17 protein-coding genes are annotated in these 24,713 nt (G+C 39.3%); 10 read left to right on the top strand and 7 right to left on the bottom strand.

Features of this window, described 5'->3' with window-relative positions; all coding sequences use genetic code 11:
* Positions 1 to 4 precede the first annotated feature (4 nt).
* Positions 5 to 487: an IS30 family transposase gene (locus tag D9780_RS12715; protein WP_162985871.1), complete on the bottom strand. Its 483-nt coding sequence runs from the start codon at positions 485 to 487 to the stop codon at positions 5 to 7.
* Between the two features lie 642 nt (positions 488 to 1,129).
* On the opposite strand from D9780_RS12715, the gene D9780_RS21670 reads away from it, so the two are divergent.
* Positions 1,130 to 2,518, top strand: a complete 1,389-nt coding sequence (locus D9780_RS21670) for a collagen-like protein (protein WP_162985870.1) — start codon at positions 1,130 to 1,132, stop codon at positions 2,516 to 2,518.
* Between the two features lie 220 nt (positions 2,519 to 2,738).
* On the opposite strand, the gene D9780_RS12705 is transcribed toward D9780_RS21670, so the two are convergent.
* The 3 genes from D9780_RS12705 to alsR all read right to left on the bottom strand — a co-directional run bounded on the left by D9780_RS12705 (position 2,739) and on the right by alsR (position 6,495).
* On the bottom strand, positions 2,739 to 3,554 hold the full coding sequence (locus tag D9780_RS12705) for an ETX/MTX2 family pore-forming toxin (RefSeq protein WP_121640351.1): 816 nt from the start codon (positions 3,552 to 3,554) through the stop codon (positions 2,739 to 2,741).
* A gap of 17 nt (positions 3,555 to 3,571) precedes the next feature.
* The gene (locus D9780_RS12700; protein WP_121640350.1) at positions 3,572 to 5,122 is read right to left on the bottom strand and encodes an NTTRR-F1 domain; all 1,551 of its coding nucleotides are present in this window, start codon (positions 5,120 to 5,122) and stop codon (positions 3,572 to 3,574) included.
* A gap of 500 nt (positions 5,123 to 5,622) precedes the next feature.
* Positions 5,623 to 6,495 (bottom strand): acetoin biosynthesis transcriptional regulator AlsR, encoded by an 873-nt coding sequence (gene alsR / locus D9780_RS12695; RefSeq protein ID WP_121641493.1) that lies wholly within the window; start codon positions 6,493 to 6,495, stop codon positions 5,623 to 5,625.
* Between the two features lie 153 nt (positions 6,496 to 6,648).
* Between alsR and alsS the strand changes: the two genes are divergently transcribed.
* Together alsS and budA are read left to right on the top strand one after the other, a co-directional pair.
* Positions 6,649 to 8,337, top strand: coding sequence for an acetolactate synthase AlsS (alsS, locus tag D9780_RS12690; protein ID WP_121640349.1), 1,689 nt, complete (start codon positions 6,649 to 6,651; stop codon positions 8,335 to 8,337).
* Positions 8,338 to 8,382: 45 nt separating this feature from the next.
* Positions 8,383 to 9,144, top strand: a complete 762-nt coding sequence (budA, locus tag D9780_RS12685; protein ID WP_121640348.1) for an acetolactate decarboxylase — start codon at positions 8,383 to 8,385, stop codon at positions 9,142 to 9,144.
* Between the two features lie 212 nt (positions 9,145 to 9,356).
* Here budA and D9780_RS12680 read toward each other — a convergent pair whose 3' ends face one another.
* From D9780_RS12680 to D9780_RS12670, 3 genes are all read right to left on the bottom strand, one after another.
* On the bottom strand, positions 9,357 to 10,505 hold the full coding sequence (locus D9780_RS12680; RefSeq protein WP_121640347.1) for a glycerate kinase: 1,149 nt from the start codon (positions 10,503 to 10,505) through the stop codon (positions 9,357 to 9,359).
* Between the two features lie 65 nt (positions 10,506 to 10,570).
* On the bottom strand, positions 10,571 to 11,839 hold the full coding sequence (locus D9780_RS12675) for a GntP family permease (protein ID WP_121640346.1): 1,269 nt from the start codon (positions 11,837 to 11,839) through the stop codon (positions 10,571 to 10,573).
* A 121-nt stretch (positions 11,840 to 11,960) separates the two neighbouring features.
* On the bottom strand, positions 11,961 to 13,097 hold the full coding sequence (locus D9780_RS12670) for a CdaR family transcriptional regulator (RefSeq protein ID WP_121640345.1): 1,137 nt from the start codon (positions 13,095 to 13,097) through the stop codon (positions 11,961 to 11,963).
* 550 nt (positions 13,098 to 13,647) lie between these two features.
* Between D9780_RS12670 and argS the strand changes: the two genes are divergently transcribed.
* From argS to D9780_RS12615, 7 genes are all read left to right on the top strand, one after another.
* Positions 13,648 to 15,315: an arginine--tRNA ligase gene (gene argS / locus D9780_RS12665; RefSeq protein ID WP_121640344.1), complete on the top strand. Its 1,668-nt coding sequence runs from the start codon at positions 13,648 to 13,650 to the stop codon at positions 15,313 to 15,315.
* Positions 15,316 to 16,919: 1,604 nt separating this feature from the next.
* Positions 16,920 to 18,149: an arginine deiminase gene (gene arcA, locus D9780_RS12640; protein ID WP_121640339.1), complete on the top strand. Its 1,230-nt coding sequence runs from the start codon at positions 16,920 to 16,922 to the stop codon at positions 18,147 to 18,149.
* 98 nt (positions 18,150 to 18,247) lie between these two features.
* Positions 18,248 to 19,267 (top strand): ornithine carbamoyltransferase, encoded by a 1,020-nt coding sequence (argF, locus tag D9780_RS12635; protein ID WP_121640338.1) that lies wholly within the window; start codon positions 18,248 to 18,250, stop codon positions 19,265 to 19,267.
* A gap of 32 nt (positions 19,268 to 19,299) precedes the next feature.
* Positions 19,300 to 20,727: an arginine-ornithine antiporter gene (arcD, locus tag D9780_RS12630; RefSeq protein WP_121640337.1), complete on the top strand. Its 1,428-nt coding sequence runs from the start codon at positions 19,300 to 19,302 to the stop codon at positions 20,725 to 20,727.
* Positions 20,728 to 20,744: 17 nt separating this feature from the next.
* Complete coding sequence (arcC, locus tag D9780_RS12625) at positions 20,745 to 21,689, top strand: carbamate kinase (protein ID WP_121640336.1); 945 nt, start codon at positions 20,745 to 20,747, stop codon at positions 21,687 to 21,689.
* 119 nt (positions 21,690 to 21,808) lie between these two features.
* The gene (locus tag D9780_RS12620) at positions 21,809 to 22,294 is read left to right on the top strand and encodes an arginine repressor (RefSeq protein ID WP_084723624.1); all 486 of its coding nucleotides are present in this window, start codon (positions 21,809 to 21,811) and stop codon (positions 22,292 to 22,294) included.
* Positions 22,295 to 22,611: 317 nt separating this feature from the next.
* A complete protein-coding gene (locus D9780_RS12615; protein ID WP_121640335.1) occupies positions 22,612 to 24,525 on the top strand; it encodes a BglG family transcription antiterminator in 1,914 nt (637 codons plus the stop codon).
* The last annotated feature ends 188 nt before the right edge of the window (positions 24,526 to 24,713 follow it).

Genomic DNA, 24,713 nt, shown 5'->3' with positions numbered 1-24,713 from the left:
AATGCTAGGAAACAAGTGTTTCGGCAGTGGAGCGAGCCAGCGATGATTCAACATTAGCAGCTCTTCTTCCTTCTGGCTTAATGGCAATAATACATTTTGTTAATTGCTCAATCAATGTGATGACAGCACTTTTATGGTGGCGACCAACAATCGTGTCTCCTTCTAGGTGACCGAATCCTTTCTTGTAATTCGGATGATCATTGCCTCGGTCTTGAATGCCGCGTCTAAAGCTTTGTTTCCCACTTTTTTCCTTATAGCCATTTGGCTTGCGTTTGCCTTGCATAGGTAAAGTATTCACATCGAATTCGCTTGCTTCAAACTTACAATAAAGGGTACGCATGCTACAGGAAATAGATCTTTCATTCCGACCGATGATGACATCAGGCGTCCAACCGTCACGGGCTTTTTCTTCAATGTAGGCTCTTTCTTCATCTGTTAACTGCGTTCTTTTTCGACCGCATTTAGCTTTGTTCGCTTGATAGTTCAAATGAATGTCTATCGCAGTTAGACCGTTTTTTAGTTCGCGAATTACCGCCTGACCAAATTCAAGTTATTCCTCTATAAATATGAGCTCTGTTTTGGTAAGATGGGTATAGGACATGTCAGATACACTCTCCTTAACTTTGGTTGGTTTTGATTGAGTATATCATGGCATGTCTTTTTTGTATTGCATGGTGTCATATCTCTTTGAAGTTATGATATCACACTAACCACAGCTTTAGCTGCCTGCCCTTGACCACCGTGCCCATTCTTAATGATCGCTGGAAGGGGTCGAAGCCCCACCAGCGGAGCTTAGAATGGATTGTCCGTGGTACGCTATTCATGCGGATGTTTCCTTATGGCATTTTTTCAACTAGCCGCCGCTTACAACTCACCACGGACACAAACAAGGTCAAGGGCGGTGGTAGGGTGACCTTCACTTAAAGCCCCTAATCTGATGACAATACTTTGTGTGTCTCGCTTAATTTTACAATCTAGGTTAATGAAAAAGATAGTCTTTTTCATTAACGAAAATTAGGAATAAAACAAGTTTTTGTACGAAATTAGGTTAGGTTAATTATACGCAGTTTTTATTTGTTCATATCTTATTAATGAGGTGAATTTTTTATGAAGGGAGTATTACAAATAAATGCGTATAAGACCTAATAGAAACAAAAAAAATTGTATTAAATTTGGTTGCTCTGGAGGTAGTGGATGCAAAGTTATAAATAATATAACATGTGGAAGTAGTTCTGGTTTAACAGGACCTACCGGACCTACCGGGCCCATAGGTCCAACAGGTCCAACGGGAGCGACCGGAGCCATAGGTCCATCAGGTCCAACGGGAGCGACCGGAGCCATAGGTCCATCAGGTCCAACGGGAGCGACCGGAGCCATAGGCCCAGCAGGTCCAACAGGAGCGACCGGAGCCATAGGTCCAACGGGAGCGACCGGAGCCATAGGCCCATCAGGTCCAACGGGAGCGACCGGAGCCATAGGTCCATCAGGTCCAACGGGAGCGACCGGAGCCATAGGTCCATCAGGCCCAACGGGAGCGACCGGAGCCATAGGCCCAGCAGGTCCAACGGGAGCGACCGGAGCCATAGGCCCATCAGGTCCAACGGGAGCGACCGGAGCCATAGGTCCAGCAGGTCCAACGGGAGCGACCGGAGCCATAGGCCCATCAGGTCCAACGGGAGCGACCGGAGCCATAGGCCCATCAGGTCCAACGGGAGCGACCGGAGCCATAGGCCCATCAGGTCCAACGGGAGCGACCGGAGCCATAGGCCCATCAGGTCCAACGGGAGCGACCGGAGCCATAGGCCCAGCAGGTCCAACAGGAGCGACCGGAGCCATAGGCCCATCAGGTCCAACAGGAGCGACCGGAGCCATAGGCCCAGCAGGCCCAACAGGAGCGACCGGAGCTATAGGTCCATCAGGTCCAACAGGAGCGACCGGAGCCATAGGTCCAGCAGGTCCAACGGGAGCGACCGGAGCCATAGGTCCAACGGGAGCGACCGGAGCCATAGGCCCATCAGGTCCAACGGGGGCGACCGGAGCCACAGGTCCATCAGGCCCAACGGGAGCGACCGGAGCCACAGGTCCAACTGGGGGGGCATTTGGGACGTTTGCTGATTTAGCATCATACCAAACACAAGCTTTAACTTATGGAGAAGCAGTGACTTTTACACCTGGTAGGTTTTTTTCTAATAATTTTAGTTTTGATGGTACTGATACTTTAACTATTCAAGAAGCAGGAACTTATTATTTAATTGGTACACTAATGCCTTCTACGACCTCCAATGGTCCTTTCGGTGTAGCAATATCACTTAATGGTAACATTGTCGGTCCCTTTGGTTTATATGGAGCCAACTATGGAACTTCTGCTGGACAGGAAGTTGTAGCTTTTGGGCTTGAAAATCTAGCTGTAGGAGATACCATTAGTCTTGTTAATATTAGCCCACTTCCCATTAGTATAGGTGGCACAATATCAGGAGTACAGCCCTCATCTCGATTAGTTGTGTATCGTATTTTCTAAATTAAAAAATATCTAGATAATTCAAGCAAACGAAATGAAACTAGATATAGCTCCATTTAATGTTTTCTTTCATTTTGTCCATTGTATAAAGGTTCCATTGTCTGACCTAAAAGTTCGTATGCCAATGTTGGAAGTGGATGTTTTACAACATTTTGTACCTGTAAAATATCTCCTACTGCCAATCGGTAGGAGATATTTTATAATTTTAAGTGGAAATTGCTTAAAAATATACAGAGCGAGGTCCAGATTGCCCTTCTATCGTATCAATCGTTACTTCTGCATTACTTGGAGGAAGAGGAAAATTGGTAATTACGGTATTTGATTCAATACCAAGAGCCCCGCTTAATGAAGTCTCTCCAAAGACAAAAACACCAAGCCCTCCTTTTGTGACTTTTATATCACCTAATTGCTCCATATATTGTGCAATGGTTCTTCCTTGAGAATTTGGTTCCGTTAACCTTCCACCTTTAACGACAGTTGTACCTTTTATAGCTCTAAAAAAACCAGCAAAAGGAAGAATAAAGGGAACGAGTTGATCAAATTCTCCTATTTCAATAATGAAGTCCACACGGGTTTTCGTTCTAGGTGGTACGACAATAGGTATTTCCTCCCGCCATGTTATGGACTCTTTGCTTTCTTCCGCTTGGGTTGTAGAAACATTAAATTTGAAGTTTGTAGATACAGTAATATCTAGACTACCAAAAAATACATCCGTACTAGCTTTGGCCTGCAAAGAAGTGCCAACTTCATATCCTTCTGTTGTTTCCGTACGAAATACATTTTCTGTTGTTCGTTCAAATGTAATCGTTTGGGGCTCAGAGGGGCGATCTGTATTATTTGTTATTTCTTTTCTTGCCACAATCGTTCTAGGTGGTGTATCAGATGTAATTCTACCCCCGGGAGGATCTATTCTGGGAGTATCATTCCCCCAAAGTAATTGCACACGATCATAATCTCTTGGATATTCTAATCCATCGTCAGATAACCATCTTAAACCAGCTTCTCCTGTTAACCGAAGCAAATCTATAATTGCCATGAATATCACACTCCTCTTTATTCAAATTCATCAAAGGAAATAACAGTATTACCAAGATTTTCAACAGGTATAATAATTTCCCTATTTCTAAATGGATCGGTTATGCTTTGTATTTCTATTAAAAGAGTTGGCTCAATACGATATTCGGTGATGTACTCCCCAATATTTGTGCAACGGAGTCCATTGAATTCAGGGCGAACCTCAATTTGTGGATATACAGACTCCTGTATAATTTCTGTTATAGGAAAGTAATGTTCTGTTACACCATTGACAGGTCGAGTCGTTGTAACTCCTAAAAATCCTGTAATGTCGAAGTTGAATTGAAAAACACTCCTTTCTTGAGTGAGTCTTGTTTGTAGACTAATTCTAGTAATGGTGTCAGGGAGTAAACGAATTGGTTGTTCTATATTCCAAAATTGTCTTCCAAATTGGGAGTTTGTTTGGTTGAGGTCAATGTCTAGGGATTGAGCTGTATCAGAAAATATCGTTGTAAAAGGGATATTGCCTGGTAACGTTGATTCTGTTAGCGTATCAGAAAAATTATTTAGGTCAAAAGGAGTATTCATATTATAAAAATTATCTCCACCAATAGAAACGGCCTCTAATAAGCGCCAAGACTCTGACGTTTGTGTATGTTGATTAAATTGAATCGTATCTGTAATCACTTTATTGGATGTATTTTCAAAGGTCAATGTATCCAATGTTTGGGGGTTACTGAGTAGTATAACTTCTGGATCTTCATAAAAAGTGGGTGAAGTAGATGATACTTTAATGCCTTGTGCAATACTATTGCTGGAGTGAGGTAACGTGAAAATAGTGTAATCCCCTCCCCTGTTCTCTTCGGTCCAAAAACTAGCAAAAGCTGAAAAAAGTTCAATAAGGTCTACTGTTTCTGCTTCTGAATTTAAAAGACAAAGATTTATAAAGCGAGATGATGTTGTATTCATCGTATTTTCCAAATTATCGCTAGGTGGATTATCAGCAAAGTCGGAGAATAACGAATTACTAGTTAATAATTCATTTGCAGTTGGCAAATTTTTCGATGATTTAGCTTCTTCTGTCTCCATATGATTCGGTTGCTTATTAATACCATGTACATGTGTGGATGATAAAGAGATATCATCCAGTAGTATTGGAGCCTCTCCTGTATTTCCTAATTCGTTAATTAAAATGAATGCTGTTGCTGTTCCTTGAGGAGCTGTGGTCGTTTTTTGGCATATGGACAACCAATTTTCTTTTTCTATATTTGGTATTTTGTCAGCAGGAATATTAACAAATAGTCCGCTACCTAGATATTTATAGGAGTTATCATGGAAAGTTATTTGTAAAAGAATCGAATTGGAAGGCTCATTTCCTATTTTCCCTAAGTGAATTTGAAATTCAAATTGTTCTTTAGAATGAACAGAGACGTATTGGGCTAAATAGGAGGAAGTATTATTTCCCGCGAAAATGGCTGCGCATGAGCCAGAATGTGAATGCTGATTCGTTACGGATGTGTTTGCTGCTCTCCATGGTTCTATGGTTGAAGATTCAAACCCACTGTTTTCAACAAAATTTAAATTAGTCATTATCTTCCCTTCCTTCTAACTAGTTCTAACTAGTTTTTATTTTATACTATAGGAAACCAATGAATTATAGACAGGGGTGGAAAAGGTTCATTTCATTGGTCATGAAGTTGGTTTCCTAATTTAGCAGAGGCGTTTCATGACAGCACGATAATGATGGAAACACAAACTACCTACCATGAAGTAGAAATTTTGACAGTAAAGCAATGGATTCCACCAAAGTACAAACAGCTAATATTCCTATAAAAAAGATACAAAACCGGAAAAAATAGCGACTCTTACTTATTTCGTCTTTGAGCGTGGTATTGTTTCATATAAAATCTTTCATTTCAGTTGTTAACATCTCCTTATAAAAAATTTTAGAAAGGACAAGTTTTCTAATTTTTTCCATACAATAAACAGTATGCAATAAATAAGAATGTATGCCTTAAATTGCTACGCATGAAAGGGGCTTGCTCTACTTGAAGATGTATTTTTTCCTGTATTCATCATATAAATTTCGCCTATAAATACGAATGTAAAGCCTCTGTGAAATTTAACAAAGCAGGATTTTGGTTATCTTTTTTATGTGCAGTAACCCATTCAGCATCCAATGAAAAATTTTCAATTTCTTTATATACCACATCGAAATTCAATGATTTTTTAGAAGGAACGATTGAAACTCCCAACTCAGCAGACACTAAACTAATTATCATATGGTATTCCGTAGACTCGTGATGAATATTAGGAGTGAACCCTGCTTTTTTACACAAGAGATTAAACTTACTATATAAGTAAGGCCAGGTTTCTTTAGAAATAAAAATCATTGATTCGCTATGAAGATCTTTCAAATGGACTGGTTCTTTTAAAGCGAGCGAGTGCCCCTTTGGAACTACAAGTACACAATTGTCTTTCTTTACTGTATGTAGTATAAGGTCATTATTTTTTATTGGTGGATGAAGGATGCCGATGTCAATACTTCCGTTTAACAGTCCTTTTACTTGATTTGCAGTAGAGATCTCTTGTAGCCCAATTTTAACGGAAGGGAATCGCTTTTGATATCGTCTAATTAAAGGTGGTAGAATTTCAAATGTAGCAGAACCCACAAACCCGATTTTTAATTCTCCGCTTTCCCCTCTTTCTGTCTGTTTGGCCATCTCCACTGCGTAATCAATTTGTGCAAGCCCTTGCCTTATATGTTTTAAAAAAACTGTTCCTGCTGTTGTTAGCGTAACTGTCCTCTTTGACCTCTTCAACAAAGTTACACCAATTTCCCTTTCTAGGTGCTTTATTTGCTGACTAAGGGGGGGCTGCGTCATTTGCAATCGAAGTGCTGCTTTTCCAAAATGTAGTTCTTCAGCTACAACTATAAAATAGCGTAGATGGTGTAGTTCTATCATCCACTCTTCCTTTCTGAATGCGAATTCAGTCGTTTAACATATTAAATGTACGACAAATTTATATTGGAAATAATTCCCTGTGAAACATATAATTAATAATACACTAAATATAATTCATTTTAAATATTTTAAATTAAAGGAGTGAAGACTTTGGATAATGTAGACGTTGAAAGCGAAACACTAACAGTAAGAGGGGCAGAACTTGTCGTTGATAGTCTTATTCAGCAAGGTGTCACTCATGTTTTTGCTATTCCAGGAGCAAAAATTGATGCAGTATTTGATGCATTAAAAGATAGGGGGCCTGAATTAATCGTTTGCCGTCATGAACAAAATGCAGTTTTTATGGCAGCAGCAATTGGTAGATTAACGGGGAAGCCAGGGGTATGTTTAGTGACTTCAGGGCCTGGAGCATCTAATTTGGCTACTGGTCTATTAACCGCCAATAAAGAAGGGGATCCAGTAGTTGCTCTAGCCGGAGCTGTAAAAAGGTCGGACCTTCTAAAAAATACACATCAATCAATGGATAACGTAGCATTGTTTCAATCGATTACAAAATACAGTGCAGAGGTGGAAGATTCTCATAATATCCCTGAAGCCATAACCAATGCGTTTAGAGTGGCAACATCTGGGGTGAAAGGGGCAACTTTTCTTAGTTTCCCACAGGATGTGGTATTAGAACAGGTAAAGGTTAACACGCTAAAATCTTTATCCGTTCCAAAACTCGGAAGTGCTCCGGAAAAAGATATTCGTAGAGCAATAGCTACTATTCGCAAAGCGCATTTCCCTGTTGTTTTAGTGGGAATGAGAGGTGGAAGGCCTGAAACAGTAGGAGCTGTACGTCAACTATTAAGGAAATGGAAGTTACCGTTTGTTGAAACGTATCAAGCAGCAGGGACGCTTTCTCATGATTTAGAAGATCAATATTTTGGTAGAATTGGGTTATTTCACAATCAACCTGGGGATATGTTGTTAGAAAAATCCGATGTCGTATTGACAATTGGTTACAACCCAATTGAATACGACCCGGTATTATGGAATCAGGGTAAGCGTACCATTTTACATCTTGATGTCATTCAAGCAGACGTTGATTTTGACTATCAGCCTGAAATTGAACTTGTGGGAGATATTACTGAAACGTTGGAGCATATGGCACAAGTTTCCCTTCCAGTCTTTCATGATGAGTCATTTAAGCCTACGCTTCGACAATTACAAAAAGCATTAGAATTTCAAAGTAAGCTTCCAAGAGAAAGGAAAACGGATCGCGTACATCCGCTACAAATTATATATGAATTACGCAAATTGGTGGATGATGATACAACGATAACTTGTGATGTGGGTTCTCATGCCATTTGGATGGCAAGATATTTTCGATGCTATCGCCCTTTAGGGCTTCTATTCTCAAATGGTATGCAGACACTTGGTGTTGCCCTCCCTTGGGCAATTGCTTCAACGCTTGTCCATCCGGGCAAGAAAGTTATCTCTGTGTCTGGAGATGGAGGTTTCTTGTTCTCATCCATGGAATTAGAAACGGCGGTCAGACTGAAAGCGCCAATTGTTCATCTTGTTTGGAATGATAGCTCTTATGATATGGTGGCGTTCCAACAGCAAATGAAATATAATCGTACATCAGGAATAGAGTTCGGTAGTATTGATGTTGTAAAATATGCGGAGAGTTTTGGAGCGAAGGGGTTTAGAGTAAATTCCTCCAATGATCTTTCCATTGTACTTCGAAAAGCTATTCATACAGATGGCCCTGTGTTAATTGATATTCCGGTTGATTACAGTGATAATATTCATTTAGCTGACGGGAAGTTTCCTAGGGTATCTGATGAGGCATAATATGTTAATTCAAATTTTAATTCATTAAGGAAGTGAAAAGAGAAAATGAGAAATCCTATGAAGCAAAACTGTTTTCCAAACACCAATGAAAAATGGGATCAAGTTTTTCAGTTTTCGACAATGGTATCATTGTTGGACGGCATCTATGATGGGAACTTTTATATGTCTGAAGCAAAAAAAGTTGGCGATTTTGGTATTGGTACATTTAATCAATTGGACGGAGAATTAATTGGTTTTGATGGTGCATTTTACCGTCTCCGTTCTGATGGACAAGCTTACCCAGTTAAAGGAAGTGACTGTTCGCCATTTTGTTCGCTAACGTATTTTACTTCAGATATTTATAAAGAAATTAATCAACCGATGTCTAGTGAAGACTTTGAAAACAAGATGCAGTTGATTTTTCCTAGTAAAAATCTTTTTTATGCTATACGTATGGAAGGTGTATTTAAAAAAATAAAAACAAGAACGGTTGAAATTCAGCAAAAACCGTATGTGCCAATGACAGAAGCTGTGAAATCACAGCCTATATTCGAGTTTAACGATATCAAGGGAACGATCGTAGGGTTTTGGACCCCACATTATGTTAATGGGGTGGCAGTATCTGGCTTTCACCTTCATTTTATTGATGAACATCGTCGTTCTGGTGGACATGTATTTAATTATGAAATTGAAAAATGCACGGTTCAAATGTCACAAAAATCAAGTATGCACCTTAGACTTCCCAATACGAAGGATTTTTTTAAAGCTAATTTAGATAAGCATGATCTTGTAACTGGAATTGAAGCTACAGAAGGAGATCCAGAATAGTTAAAAAGTACATTTGACATAACAAGTGGTGTTAGACGTTGTGAAATGCTTTTAATAAGTGCTGTATTAGTGGTTGCGGATGAAAGGATTTACGTAGTCTCTACTAAGTTCTTCAAAGGCTTGCAAAATTGAAGTTTTTTCCTGTACTTACAATGAAGGAACCTAAAAAATGAGAAGTGGCTTTTTCTCGAGAAATTCCACTTCTCCACTCTTTACATATCATGACAATAAATCTTTGCTACATTCCTTGCCACTCCTTCTAAATATGCTTCTGCATGTATCATTGCTTCTTCTAGTTGACATGGACCAGGTGTGATACTAAATGCTGCATCAATCCCATAAGCATATATCGCTTCATATCCTTTTCCTAGCGTGCCGCAAAACGCGATGACCTTAGGAACACCACATTTTTTGGCAGCTCTTGCAACACCAATAGGAGTTTTGCCGTTAATCGTTTGGCTATCTATCTTTCCTTCTCCTGTAATGACGAGATCAGCGTGCTTTACTCGGTTAAAAAATTGGCTTTCTTTTAGCACAATTTCAATTCCGGGTCTCAACTTGGCTTGAAGTACAGCTAATAGACTAGCTCCTAAGCCACCTGCAGCACCTGAACCAGGTACATTTTTAACACTGGTACCAGTAGCTTTTACCATGACTTCATGAAAAGTATATAATGCATCGTCTAATTGTTGAACCATCTCTTCTGTCGCTCCCTTTTGTGGACTGTAAATGGCACTTGCTCCATCAGGGCCAAGAAGCAAATTAGCCACATCACAAGCAACTTCTACTTCTATAGATTTTAAGCGGACGTCTAGATGTGACAAATCTATGTGAGCTAGATGAGATAATGCCCCGCCACCTCGCTCTAGTTGATAGCCATGATTGTCGTAAAAAATACCGCCAAGTGCCTCAATCATCCCTGCACCACCGTCATTTGTAGCGCTACCACCAATCCCTAGGATAATTTTCGTAACGCCTTTATCTAAGGCTGCTTTGATTAATTCACCTGTACCAAAAGTAGTAGTTATCAATGGATTTCGTTTTTCTTTTGGAACGAGGTGAAGACCTGATGCCTCTGCCATTTCAATGATTGCAGTTGATCTATCTCTCGAGATCGCATAGGTTGCAACTACGCTCTCTCCTAACGGTCCTGTAACTTCTTTTTCATATAGTGTTCCTTGTAATCCGTCTGCTAAGGATTGGGTTGTTCCTTCACCACCATCAGCCATTGGAATAATATCTATCTCTAAAGCGTCTGCATATACAGAACGAAATCCACGCTCTATAGCCTTAGCAGCTTGTTTTGCTGTCATGCTTTCTTTAAATGAATCTGGAGCAATCACAATTTTGGGTTTCTTCATTTTTGCTCACTTCCTTTCTTGCGCTATAGGAATAAGGTTTTTTCCATATTTTTCTATGTTAATACTTATAAAAACCATTGAAATACACCGTAGATAAGGGTAGAGACGATAGCCATTGTAATACCTACGAACGATTCATATGGAATTAATTTCAACCGTTCTTGCACTTGCATGCCAACACTGCCTGCTGTGGCATGAAAGAAACTACCGTGTGGCATATGATCAAGTACGGTAGCACCTGCATGAATCATAGCAGCTCCTGCTAAACCAGCAACCCCGGATTCTAAAATAGCTCCGCTAAACACACTGCTTGCTACAACAGATCCTGCTGTAGTCGATGCGGTTGCTGCTGACATAAACATTCCTGATATTGGCGCTAGCGCAAAAGCAGGTAAACCGAATCCTTCTAATACATGGATAAGGACGGTATCTAATTTAGAATTCGTAATAATTCCAGCTACTGTTCCTGTTCCAATGAGTAAAATTGCAACCGGTGCCATTTTTGCTAATCCACTTTTAATATAAGTATTTGTGTTCTTCCATTTCCCCATTGCTATAACGCCGACTAATCCACCAACAGGTAATGCAATCATTGGATCAATATTTATCTGAAATAGTGGACGCATTATAAGTAAAAGAATGGCTACAATAGGAGCTAATGCAGCTGTGAACAAAGAAGGTAGCGATTCCATATTGGTTTGTTCAATTTCACTTGCTTGAATAGCCGTACCTTTTGCCGAAACTCGTTTTGCGATCATATAAGTTACCATGAGTCCAAAAAGCGCTGGAATCATTCCTGCTGCCATAACCGATGTTAACGACACATCAAAAGCTTCCGATACAGCAATCGTATTCGGGTTCGGTGACATGATGTTCCCTGCTTTACCTCCACCTACCATGGCAATGAGGATGGCAAATCTTGATAGCCTAGCTTCTGAAGCTATGACTAAAGCAATTGGTGCTACCGTAATAACGGCAACATCAACAAATACACCTACTGCCGTTAACAACATAGTGGCTATAGCTAAAGCAAGCAATGCTCTCGTATGCCCGAATTTGAAAACAATTGATTGTGCGAGTTTTGAGGCTGCGCCTGATTCGATTAGTACGCCTGCTAATACACCAGCAGCTAAAATTCTTAGTATAGCGGGCATAATATTTTGCGCGCCCGTAACCATTAATTGCACGGTATCTACTAGGCTCGCACCACCGACAAGACCACCTACAATGGCGCCAGTAATTAAACTGTAAGCAGCTGGGATTTTCTTTAAAATCATAAAAATAGCTAAGAATAAACCGATAATTGCGCCCCATGCACTTACTTCAATCTCCATTAGGTTTTCCTCCTTCAACGTTTTATGTTATAGGTCTATTGTAGAGGGGAAGTAGGTCATGAATCATTGTGCAAACGCATAAAAAGTAAGTGCTTTCATTAGGATGTTTGGTGCATATGCATTATGTTGCTAACTTATAAAGAATTTCTCCCACTTTTAGCTCGATAAGATCCTGTAGATGTCTTGGGTTTTTCCCAGTTATTGCATGAATTTTGTCCAACCGGTATGCTAATGTATTACGATGAATGAAGAGGATATTTGCTGTTTTTGTCATTTCTCCATTCGCTTTAACGTAGGTTGTAAATGTTTCATCTAGTGTTTTACCGTCATTTGCATGAAGTATTTTTTTATAAATAGAGCTAATCGCTTGTGCTTCTTCATTTGCGGCCTGTAAAAAACGATAACATAAGATAGATAGCCCTAGTGTTTGTTGGTCCCAAACTCCGCCTTCTGGATATAAAGCTTCTGCTGTATCTTTAACAATTTGTGCCGTTTCAAAGGAACGTCTCCAGCCAATAAATCCACTTGCAAATGGGCCTAAGGCAACCGTTAAATCCGAAATAGGTGCAGAGGGTAATTTGTTTGTTAACCATTTGTTTAAGGAATCATTTGTATTTAGATATGGCTTCTGTTGTTTTTTTAAAATAACAAATTGGTTTGTATAAAAACGAACGATTTCATCTTCTTCTGTAACCAACGTATTTGCCCAAGCTTCAATTTGGTTTACAGGTTGGGTAGTGGCGGTATGATAAGGTATAGAAAGAAGAATAGTGGCAAATGTTTCTTCTATATTAATTTTAAGCGACCGCGCTCTATCTAGTATGTATGCTTGTTCTTTATCGGAACCTAATAATAAATGAGAAATAACATCATCACGCATCCTAGCATTTCGATCGATCTCTCGAGTCAAAAAAGCTTGCTCTAACGTTAGTTCTGCTCCCATTTGCACTAATTTAGAAAAGCCTCTAATTTTTTCAGGCTCACCGGTAATACCAATAACTCCAGCAATATCATCATGAAATCGAATTGGTAAATTAATACCAGGTTTTGCTTTACCTTGCCAACTTTCTTCTACTGAATGAATATCGATGGTTCGTTTTTGTTCAATTGCCTTACAGGCCCCATGGTGAAGCTGCCCAACACGATTTGTGTCACCTGAAGCAAGGATCGTTCCTGTTTTATCCATTACATTGACATTTAATTCCAAAATAGACATTGTACGTTTTACAATTTCTGAAGCAAGTTGTTCTGTTAACATGGGAAAAAACCTCCATTATATAATGTCTTTTTACTATCGTAAGGGTTATGATTTATCATAAAGGATTATGGGCACAATTTGTATAGATGCATAATAAATATCATGGCACTGTTTGCAAACTGTACGAAAAATGCCATATTTTTTTCCGATATAAGAAGTATAAAATTTGATGCTACGGCGTAACCAAATGAGCCCCATCCGGCTCCATCGCCCAGTAACTAGGCGACTTCACGAATCTCCTTACGATAAGTCATCATCGGTTCATTCTAAAGAGGAAGGCCGACCGACTAAAGGCGGGTTTGCCGGAGGGTGTCGGCATACTCCTGTTGCAGAAGCATGATTCCTATTACTTTCGTTGATTCGTTCCACTTACTACGTTGCTAACCGGGCGCCCCGAGCCTTTGTGCCAAATCAATATTTGTAGGATGAAAACGAGGAAAGATAGCTATGAAATAGGAAGTAGTTCCATTTTTTGCTTCTTGTTAATGAAATTGAAGGTATTAATATAGTTTATAGAGGGAATTGAAATTTAAGAGGGAGGACAACACGAATGAATATGGTGCAAGAGATTGAAACAAAGGTGAAGACTTCCATATTGGAAGCTTTGGTACGAGCAAAACTAGTAGGTCAGAAAGTCCAGATATCGCAAATTGTCTTGGAAAAGCCAAACAACGACCAGCACGGGGATTACGCAACGAATATTGCGATGCAACTAACAAAAGTAGCAAAGCAACCGCCAAGACAAATTGCCCAAGCTATTGTCGACCACATCGATGTAGCGGGTACATATATACAGAAGGTGGACATTGCTGGACCTGGTTTTATTAATATTTTTATGGACTATGATTATTTAACACCGTTAGTACCGTATATATTGGAAGAACAAGCGAATTATGGCAAACATGATGCGAAAGATTATCGTATTCAAATTGAGTTTGTTTCTGCCAATCCTACAGGGGATCTTCATTTAGGGCATGCTCGTGGTGCGAGTTATGGAGATGCCCTTGGTAACGTATTGGAAGCTGCTGGTTATCACGTCGAGCGAGAATATTATATCAATGACGCTGGGAATCAAATGTATAACCTTGCTTTATCAGTGGAAGCGCGGTATATGCAAGCGCTAGGACGAGAAGCGGAAATGCCAGCAGATGGCTATTACGGGCAAGACATTATCGATATTGGGAAAAAATTAGCTGCAGATGAAGGCGATGTATGGTTGCACAAACCGAAAGAAGAGCGTTTAGCCTATTTTCGGCGCTACGGATTAGACTTTGAATTGAAAAAGATCGAGCATGATTTAAACCAATTTCGGGTGCCATTTGACCAATGGTTTTCGGAAATGTCTTTATATGAAAAGGGCAAAGTAGATCAAGCACTTGATAAAATGCGCACATCTGGTGACATTTATGAACAGGATGGTGCTACATGGTTTCGCACGACAAAATATGGCGACGATAAAGATCGCGTCGTTATTAAATCAGATGGCAGCTACACGTATTTAGCGTCTGATATTGCTTACCATAATGATAAACTGGAGCGTGGTTTTGATCAGTTAATTAACGTATGGGGAGCAGATCATCATGGCTATGTTCCGCGAATGGAAGCGGCAATCCAAGCATTAGGGTATCCAAAAGAGAAGTTGGAGACGGAGATTATTCAAATGGTGAATTTATTTGAAGACGGCGAGCGAGTGAAAATGAGTAAGCGGTCTGGAAAGGCGCTCACACTAAGGCAACTAATGGAAGACGTAGGCGTTGATGCCATGCGTTACATGATGAATACGCGCTCTTGTGATACGCATTTGGATTTTGATATAAATCTTGCCCGTTCCCAATCAAATGACAACCCGGTTTATTATGTACAATATGCCCATGCACGCATTTGTACGTTACTAGATAAAGCTGAAGCAAGTGGGTATGCTTATGAAAAGTATGATAGTTCTTTATTAAAACAAACGAGTGAAATAAACTTGTTAAAGCTATTAGCTTCATTTCCGCAACTGGTGTTGGACGCCGCGGAGAAACGAATTCCGCATAAAATAACCCAGTACGCATTTGATGTAGCTTCTCAATTGCACAGTTTCTATAATGCAGAGAAAGTGTTAGATGAAAGTCAGTTAGAAGTAACGAAAGCAAGGCTAGCGTTGCTACAAGCAGTTAAAATAACGCTTGGTAATGCACTTCGTATGGTTGGTGTACATGCACCAGAAAAAATGTAAAATATTTTACATGAGAAGCCGAACAATCTAATGATAATTGTTCGGCTATTTGTATTGTAAAAATATGTAGAAGGTAAATCCCGTTCGTCTGAAATGCGCTCGCCCTCGCGCGAAGTTCGCTCCCGTTCGTCGAAAACTCGCTCATCCCCGCGTAGAGTTCGCTCCCGTTCGTCGTAAACGCTCATCCTCGCGTAGAGTTCGCTCCCGTTCGTCGAAAACTCGCTCATCCTCGCGAGTAATTCGCTCCCGCTCGTCGGAAATCGCTCATCCTCGCGTAGAGTTCGCTCCCGTTCATCGAAAATTGCTCTCCCTCGCGTAGAGTTCGCTCCCGTTCGTCGAAAACTCGCTCATCCCCGCGAGTAATTCGCTCCCGCTCGTCGTAAACGCTCATCCTCGCGAGTAATTCGCTCCCGCTCATCGAAACTCGCTCATCCTCGCGCGTAATTCGCTCCAGTTCATCGAAAATTCGCTCGCCCTCGCGTGTAGTTCGCTCCTGTTCGTCGAAAACTCGCTCATCCTCGCGAGTAATTCGCTCCCGCTCAACGAAACTCGCTCATCCTCGCGTGTAGTTCGCTCCGCTCGTTCAAAATCGCTCGCCCTCGCGTAGAGTTCGCTCCTGTTCGTCGAAAACTCGCTCGCCCTCGCGTGTAGTTCGCTCCCGATCGTCGAAAACTCGCTCGTCCCCGCGAGTAACTCGCTCCCGCTCGTCTGAAATTCGCTCCCGCTCGTCGTAAACGCTCATCCTCGCGAGTAATTCGCTCCCGCTCATCGAAACTCGCTCATCCCCGCGAGTAAATCGCTCCCGATCGTCGAAAATTCGCTCGCCCTCGCGCGAAATTCGCTCCCGATCGTCGAAAACTTGCTCGCCTTCGCGCGAAATTCGCTCGCCCCCGCGTAGAGTTCGCTCCTGTTCATCGAAAACTCGCTCATCCTCGCGTAGAGTTCGCTCCCGTTCGTCTGAAATTCGCTCGCCCTCGCGTGTAGTTCGCTCCTGTTCGTCTGAAATTCGCTCGCCCTCGCGAGTAAATCGCTCCCGCTCATCGAAACTCGCTCATCCCCGCGAGTAAATCGCTCCCGATCGTCGAAAACTCGCTCGCCCTCGCGCGAAATTCGCTCCCGATCGTCGAAAACTTGCTCGCCTTCGCGCGAAATTCGCTCGCCCTCGCGTAGAGTTCGCTCCTGTTCGTCGAAAACTCGCTCATCCCCGCGTAGAGTTCGCTCCCGATCGTCGAAACTCGCTCGCCTTCGCGTGTAGTTCGCTCCCGCTCGTCGTAAACGCTCATCCCCGCGCGAAATTCGCTCCCGTTCATCGAAAACTCGCTCGCCCTCGCGTAGAGTTCGCTCCCGTTCGTCAAAAATCGCTCGCCCTCGCGAGAAAATCGCTCCCGCTTGTCGAAAATTCGCTCCCGCTCATCCGAAGTATTCTATTTTTTAAACAGAATATGTATAGCTATTTCTTATTTGTTTAAACTATCCACAAGTAAAGAAGATACAATCTTGGTTATCTAAAATAAGTTAACATTCATGAATTATTGACGAGTTAAGAATGACAAGTCCAATAATTTTTTTGAACGGTAACGGCCAATCTATGAGGAGGTATGAAAGTGAAGCAACCATTACATGTTACGTCTGAAATTGGTGCATTACAAACAGTGTTGTTGCATCGACCTGGTAAAGAAGTTGAAAATTTAACCCCTGATTATTTAGAGCATTTGTTATTTGATGATATTCCTCATTTACCAATGATCCAAAAAGAGCATGATTATTTTGCTCAAACGCTACGAAATAGAGGTATTGAAGTACTTTATTTAACCAATTTGATGACAGAATCGCTTCATACAGAAGAGTTAAGACAGCAATTTGTGAAGCAAATATTAACGGAATCAAATGTCCATGGTGGTAGTGCGCAAAAAATAGCTGATTATTTACTGTCGTTTGACACCGAAGAGATGGTAAAGAAAATCATGGCTGGTGTGAGGAAATCAGAAATTCCAGTAGAGAAAAGGAACCATCTATATGAATTGTTAGATAATCATTACCCATTTTATTTAGATCCGATGCCGAATCTTTATTTTACGAGAGATCCAGCGGCAACGATAGGTAATGGGTTAACGATTAATACCATGAGAGAAGTTGCAAGAAGGCGAGAATCGCTATTTATGAGTTATATTATTCATCATCATCCGAGGTATGCGGAGTTTGATATCCCTATTTGGTTGGATCGCGATTATCCGTGCCCGATAGAAGGTGGCGATGAGCTTGTTTTAAGCAAAGATACGATCGCCATTGGTATAAGTGCAAGATCGGCAGCAAAATCCATTGAGCAATTGGCTATTAATATGTTTAAACGCCAAAAGGAAATAAAGCGCGTTGTTGCTGTAGAAATTCCGAAGTCAAGAGCATTTATGCACTTAGATACCGTATTTACAATGGTTGATTTCGATAAATTTACCATCCACCCCGAAATTCAAAATAAAGATGGACAAATGGATATTTATATTTTGGAACAAGGGAAAGAAGAAGATACCGTAAAAATAACGCATAAAACGAATTTGTTGGAAACACTGAAAGAAGTACTGAAGCTGAAAGATGTTGCATTAATCCCATGTGGAGGAGGAGACGTTATTGCTGCGCCGAGAGAGCAATGGAATGACGGTTCAAACACATTGGCAATTGCACCTGGTGTTGTTGTCACATATGACCGTAACTACGTGTCTAACAAATTGCTACGCGAACATGGCATGGAAGTTATTGAAGTCACTAGCTCTGAATTATCTCGAGGTCGTGGTGGTCCGCGCTGTATGAGTATGCCGTTATCGAGAGAAGATTTATAAAGCTAAAAAGCATGCAAGCGGGAAACTACTTGCATAGTGAAAAAATTAACAAAAGGTAATTACCATTAAATTAGATTAATCATTTTAGGAGGATGAAAATGGCGACAAAGTTAACGAATCAATTAACAGGTAAACATTTTTTGACATTAAAAGATTTTACAGCGGCTGAGATTCATTATTTGCTTGATTTAGCAGCTGATTTAAAAGCAAAGAAAAAATCTGGCACGCCACACCATTATATGAAAGGGCAGAATATTGCCTTATTATTTGAAAAACCCTCAACCAGAACACGTTGTGCTTTTACAGTAGCATGTATTGATTTAGGAGCACATCCAGAATATCTTGGGAAAAATGACATTCAATTTGGGAAGAAAGAATCTGTTCGTGATACAGCCATTGTATTAGGAAGAATGTTTGACGGTATTCAATTTCGCGGATTTGATCAGGAAACGGTAAATGGTTTAGCGGAAAATTCTGGCGTTCCTGTATGGAATGGGTTAACAAATGAATTCCACCCTACACAAATTCTTGCAGACTTATTAACGATAAAAGAACATATTGGACATTTAGAAGGTGTTAAGTTCGTTTATGTTGGTGATGGCAGAAACAATATGGGAAACAGCTTGTTAATCGGCTGTGCGAAGGTTGGCATGGATGTGCGCATTTGCTCTCCAGAGTTATTACTTCCGAATGAGGATGTCGTTCGTTACGCGGAAGAAGTGGCGAAAGATTCGGGAGCAAACATTACGATTACTTCTGATATTGATGAAGCTGTTTCTGGAGCTGAAGTGATTTATACCGACGTGTGGGTATCTATGGGAGAAGAAGATAAGTTTAAAGAGCGAATTGATTTACTTTACCCATATCAAGTAAATAAAGCAATGCTTGAGAAAACAGGTAATCAAGATAATGTCATGTTCCTCCATTGTTTACCGAGCTTTCACGATTTAGAGACAGAAGTAGGACGAGATATACACGAAAAATTTGGTCTATCGGAAATGGAAGTAACAGACGAAGTATTTCAAAGCAAAAATTCATTTGTCTTTGACGAGGCAGAAAACAGATTGCATACGATTAAGGCTGTAATGGCTGCAACGAATGGAAATGAAATTAGCTAATCAACCCCTATTTATAAAGGGAGGTGCACAAAATGAGTGAAGATGAAAAAAAGCTAGGGTTAGTGGCGCTTATTGCGCTAGTTGTCGGTTCCATGGTTGGAGGAGGAGCATTCAACTTAGCCGGAGATATAGCACTTGGATCTAATTCCGGTGCAGCTATTATTGGCTGGATTATTACAGGCATTGGAATCGTAGCCCTTGCTTTTGTCTTTCAAAATTTAACCCAAAGGAAACCAGAATTGGATAGCGGTATTTACAGTTATGCAAAAGCTGGGTTTGGAACATTTTTAGGTTTTAATAGTGCATGGGGGTATTGGTTATCGGCGTTTTTAGGTAACGTCGCTTATGCTACATTAGTTTTTTCATCAATTGGTTACTTTATCCCTATGTTCGAAGGCGGTCAAAATGTCGCTAGTATTATCGGTGCTTCCGTCGTTTTATGGTCCGTACATTTTCTTGTTTTACGAGGTGTTAGTTCAGCTGCGCTTATTAATACGGTAGCAACGATTGCTAAAGTAATTCCTATACTTTTGTTTATTATTATAGCGATCATTGCGTTTAAATGGGATACATTTTCATTTGAATTCTGGGGCAGTGAAGGTTTTAGTTGGGCCTCTGTTGGTGAACAAGTTAGAAGCATGATGTTAGTTACTTTATGGGTATTTATCGGTGTTGAAGGTGCTGTTGTAATGTCAGGGAGAGCAAGAAATCGTTCTGATGTTGGCAAAGCTACAGTAATTGGGTTAATTAGTGTGCTCTTAATTTACATTTTAATCTCTTTGTTATCGTTAGGGATTATGTCAAGAGAAGAATTAGCTAATTTACCAAATCCTGCAATGGCTTACGTGTTAGAAGAAATTGTTGGAAAATGGGGAGCTATTGTTATTAACCTTGGTCTGATTATCTCGGTTATGGGGGCTTGGCTTGGTTGGACGTTGTTCGCAGCGGAGTTACCTTACGTCACGGCAAAAGACAAAGTGTTTCCTAAATGGCTAGCAAAAGAAAATAAAAATCACGCCCCTGTCAATTCATTATGGTTAACCAATGGGCTTATCCAGTTATTTCTTATTACACTGTTATTTTCTGAGGCGGCATATAATTTTATGTTCTCTTTAGCAACTTCAGCTATCCTTATTCCCTATATGTTATCGGCTTTTTACCAAGTAAAATTGACCATGACAGGTGAAGGATATGAAGTAGAAGAAAAGCGTGCTAAGGAGAGAGTGATTGGATTTATTGCGAGTATTTATGCATTGTGGCTCGTATATGCTGCTGGAATAAGCTATTTGCTTTTAACCATGTTGTTATATGCTCCAGGGATCATTCTTTATAAACGGGCGTTAAAAGAAAATGGTATTCAAAAGCAAGACACGAAGGTAGAAAAATCGCTAATGATTGCATTTGTTGTCTTAGCAGTAATTGGAATAGGTGGGTTAGTTACTGGCAGAATAACCATCTAACAGAAAGGAAGGATGGAATGGCAAAGGAACGTATTGTGATTGCCCTAGGTGGTAATGCGATTCAGTCTGGTAGTGCAACGGCTGAAGCACAGCAAGAAGCGTTAAACCATACGGCAAAACAGTTAATAGAAATTATTAAACAAGGCTACCAAGTAGCTATTACACACGGTAATGGTCCTCAAGTAGGGAATATCTTATTACAACAAGTTCAATCTCATAGTGAACAGACGCCTGCGATGCCTTTGGATACGTGTGGGGCTATGAGTCAAGGAATGATTGGTTATTGGTTGGAGAATGCACTCTATGGTCAGTTACATGAAACTGGCCTTAACAACCAAGTAGCTACGGTTGTAACTAGAGTAGAAGTTGATCCGGATGATAAAGCTTTTCAACAACCAAGCAAACCAATTGGTCCATTTTACTCGGAAAACGAAGCGAAGGAACAGATGGACAAGAACGACATTACATTTAAGGAAGATGCTGGAAGAGGATGGAGAAGAGTAGTTCCTTCTCCTCAGCCATTGAAAATTTTAGAACATGAAGTCATTAAAGCTTTAATGGATAAGGAAATGATTGTGATTAGTACGGGTGGCGGTGGTATTCCAGTTTATTCTAAGAATGACCAGATGATTGGTGTAGAAGCTGTGATAGATAAAGATTTTGCTTCTGAGAAATTAGGAGAGCTCATTCAAGCAGATAAGTTAGTAATTTTAACTGAAGTAGAACATGTATATGTAAATTATCAAAAACCGGAGCAAAAAGTGCTCGAACAAGTTACCACAACAGAATTACGAAGATACGCGGAAGATGGTCAATTTGCTGCAGGTAGTATGTTGCCAAAAATAGAAGCTGCCATTACATTTGTTGAATCGAAACCTGGTAGAAAATGTATTATTACTTCACTAAGTAAAGCTGCGGAAGCTGTAGGAGAAAATGCTGGAACAGTTATTAAAAATGAATAGATAGGATGCTTTATTTGCTTATAAAAACTCTCGCTTCTAGGAATTGGGTTTTTCATTTTAAAACTTGAAGCGGGAGCTAGCATTTTAAGGATTGCCCAGGTAGGAAAATTCTCTAGGAAATGGAGGGGTTTTGCTTTATCAATAAAAAAGAACGGCAAGAAAAAATCTGTGCAATTATACGAACCAACGAAGTGCGTACACAAAAAGAATTGCGTGAATTATTGAAGAATCAAGGGTATGATATTACACTAGCAACCATTTCAAGAGATATACAGGAATTAAAAGTGAGGAAAGAGTATTCTTCAAATGGGGTAGAGAGTTATCATTTACCCAATAATGTAACAGAAAAATCAACGATTCAAAAGTTACAACAGTATTTTTCAGAAGCGATCTTATCCATTGAAGTGTCAGGTGTCTTTGTCATTATTAGAACAGATCCAGGCAATGCGAAAGCCATTGGATATATGATGGATTCGTTAGAATGGAAGCAACTAGCAGGTGTCATTAGTGGTGATGACAATTGTTTATTACTATGCAAAACAGAATCTGAAGCAGAAAAAGTAAAAAAGAAGTGTTTGGAAATATGGGGTAGAGGTAGAAATTAAACAATTGAATAGAAAAATACGGGCTTCCATTCATTAGATGATTTAAAGATTTTCAAAAACGATAGCGCATTACTTCATGCGCTTTTTATATACCCTTACTTTGTAAAAATGAGTAGAAATTACAAATTAATAAAATATTGTTATAAGTTTTTACAAACAATTAATACTTGTGTATAATAAAATCAAATAATGGGGAGAGTTTAGTGAGATGACAATGTGTTAGGTTAGCTTTTTGTATGAAAAATGAAATCATAATATTGCAATAGAGTAATTAGCTGCTGATTTTAAAATCTATCTTATATAACTGAGGTGAGCTTATGAGATCATGCCACTTTGCTATTTTAAAATTGCTTGATAAAGAGGAAAGTAAGGTTTTGACGAGCGCTCAACTGGCTATGGAGATTAACGTAAGTCCGAAGACAGTAAGAACGAAAATAAAACATTTAAATATGATTCTTAGTGACTACAATATGTGTATTAAGTCATTACGGGGAAAAGGGTATATCTTAAAAGGGAAAGATAATAGGAAAATAAATGAATTGTTATCAAGTAATGTAAATGAGCGTCGCTCTCAAATCCCCGTAGATTCAAGTGAAAGAGTAAATTATCTATTAGAGAAACTATTATTTAGTAATGGTTTTATAAAAATGGAAGATTTACATGCAGAGTTATTCATTAGTAGATCCACTTTACAAGGTGATTTAAAAAAGGTTCGAAAATTACTACAACTTTATGGGCTATTTATTGAACATAAACCCAACTTCGGTATGAAAATAGTTGGTGATGAAACGTTAATTCGCTTTTGTTTGTCTGAATACATTTTTAATCAGCACCCGTTACTTTTAAAGGAGCAAATGAGAAATATTTTATCGTTGAAAGAATTGACGATCATAAGAAATTCCATTATCGAAAATATCAGAAAATATAATGTTGCTATTTCTGATATTAGCTTACATAATTTAATTATTCATGTATCAATTGCATACAAACGTTTGCTAGAACACAAGTCTGTTGAATTTATGAGAGAAAAAGTATATTCGTTATTTTATGAAAAAGAATATGAAGTAGCAAAAAAGATATTAGAGAGAATGGAAAGCGGATTAGGAATTAAATTTCCTGAAACAGAAGTTGCTTATTTAACTATTCATTTAAAAGGAGCCAAGCTGACTTCCACTCCTGATAACTTAAATTTTCAAAATATAGTTGATGAGAATATTTATTGTGTAGCAAAGCAGTTTATACAGGTCATTGATGATGCGTACGATTTAAAGTTAACAGGTGACGAAGAACTGCTAATAAATTTATGCCTACATCTTAAACCTGCAATTAGTCGATTTCGTTATCAAATGAATCTACGTAATCCAATGTTGGAGGAAATAAAAATGAAATATCCTCTTTCATTTGAAGCGGCATTAACAGGGGTTAGTGTAATAAATAAACGATTTAGTGTTCAGTTTAATGAAAGTGAAATCGGCTATGTTGCGCTTCATATAGAGGCTGCATTAGAAAAGGTAAAACGCTCATATAAGGAGCGCAAGCGTAGTTTAATTGTTTGCGCTACGGGTCTGGGGAGTTCGCAATTGCTTATGCATAAGTTGACAAATATTTTTGGGAAGAAGCTTCATATTACTGAAACAGTAGAACAATATAACTTAACACGTTTAAATCTTAAAAATTATGATTTTATCATTAGTACAATTCCAATCAAAAATAAACTACCAATACCAGTTGTTCATATAAGTAGTATTCTTGGTAATATAGATATTTCTAAAATCGAGCGTATGTTAGATTATTCGGATATAAACTTACGAGAATTTATTTTTTCAGAGTTTACCTTTTTGCAACGTGATTTTCGAACGCCACATTCAATTATTAGATTTTTAACAAATAACGTAGTACAGAAAGGGCAAGCAGACACAGATTATATACAATCTGTATTAGAACGAGAGAGTTTTTCACCAACGAGTTTTGGTAATATGGTAGCAATTCCCCATCCACTAAAACCAGGAACAAATGCTACCTTTCTCTCTATATTAACATTGTCTCGTCCCATAAACTGGGGCGACAAATCTGTTCAATTAGTCATATTGCTGAATATAAATAAAAATAGGAAAGAAGATTTGCAACCTATGTATCAATCTCTTGTCCATTTAATTGATGATAAACAAAAGGTCTTCCAGTTACTAAGGTGCAAGACGTATAGGAATGTAATAGAAATAATAAAAGAATAGCCTCAAAAGAAGCAAGTATTTTAGTTGAACGTATAGTTATTTATTACACTATAGGTGTATAGGTATAAAAGCTTAAAGGTTTATAAGAATAGAAAAACTACAGATTCGCCAAATCTTATGGCAAAAGCTGTAGTTTTTCTTATGTCTCTAAAACATAACTTTATATCTATTGAAAAAGGGGAAAATTT

It is taken from the genome of Virgibacillus sp. Bac330 (assembly GCF_003667845.1).
GTDB lineage: Bacteria > Bacillota > Bacilli > Bacillales > Amphibacillaceae > Virgibacillus > Virgibacillus chiguensis.
The sequence above is the reverse complement of the archived record's forward strand: the minus strand, read 5'-3'. Positions and strand labels throughout refer to the sequence as shown.

Bases quoted from the DNA above. Each gene is read 5' to 3' on its own strand.
- arcD (WP_121640337.1), top strand. From the start codon at position 19,300: ATGAGTGAAGATGAAAAAAAGCTAGGGTTAGTGGCGCTTATTGCGCTA.
- D9780_RS12675 (WP_121640346.1), bottom strand. From the start codon at position 11,839: ATGGAGATTGAAGTAAGTGCATGGGGCGCAATTATCGGTTTATTCTTA.
- D9780_RS12615 (WP_121640335.1), top strand. From the start codon at position 22,612: ATGAGATCATGCCACTTTGCTATTTTAAAATTGCTTGATAAAGAGGAA.
- D9780_RS12700 (WP_121640350.1), bottom strand. From the start codon at position 5,122: ATGACTAATTTAAATTTTGTTGAAAACAGTGGGTTTGAATCTTCAACC.
- D9780_RS12680 (WP_121640347.1), bottom strand. From the start codon at position 10,505: ATGAAGAAACCCAAAATTGTGATTGCTCCAGATTCATTTAAAGAAAGC.
- arcC (WP_121640336.1), top strand. From the start codon at position 20,745: ATGGCAAAGGAACGTATTGTGATTGCCCTAGGTGGTAATGCGATTCAG.
- D9780_RS12620 (WP_084723624.1), top strand. From the start codon at position 21,809: ATGGAGGGGTTTTGCTTTATCAATAAAAAAGAACGGCAAGAAAAAATC.
- D9780_RS12705 (WP_121640351.1), bottom strand. From the start codon at position 3,554: ATGGCAATTATAGATTTGCTTCGGTTAACAGGAGAAGCTGGTTTAAGA.
- argS (WP_121640344.1), top strand. From the start codon at position 13,648: ATGAATATGGTGCAAGAGATTGAAACAAAGGTGAAGACTTCCATATTG.
- budA (WP_121640348.1), top strand. From the start codon at position 8,383: ATGAGAAATCCTATGAAGCAAAACTGTTTTCCAAACACCAATGAAAAA.
- D9780_RS12670 (WP_121640345.1), bottom strand. From the start codon at position 13,097: ATGTTAACAGAACAACTTGCTTCAGAAATTGTAAAACGTACAATGTCT.
- D9780_RS21670 (WP_162985870.1), top strand. From the start codon at position 1,130: ATGCGTATAAGACCTAATAGAAACAAAAAAAATTGTATTAAATTTGGT.
- argF (WP_121640338.1), top strand. From the start codon at position 18,248: ATGGCGACAAAGTTAACGAATCAATTAACAGGTAAACATTTTTTGACA.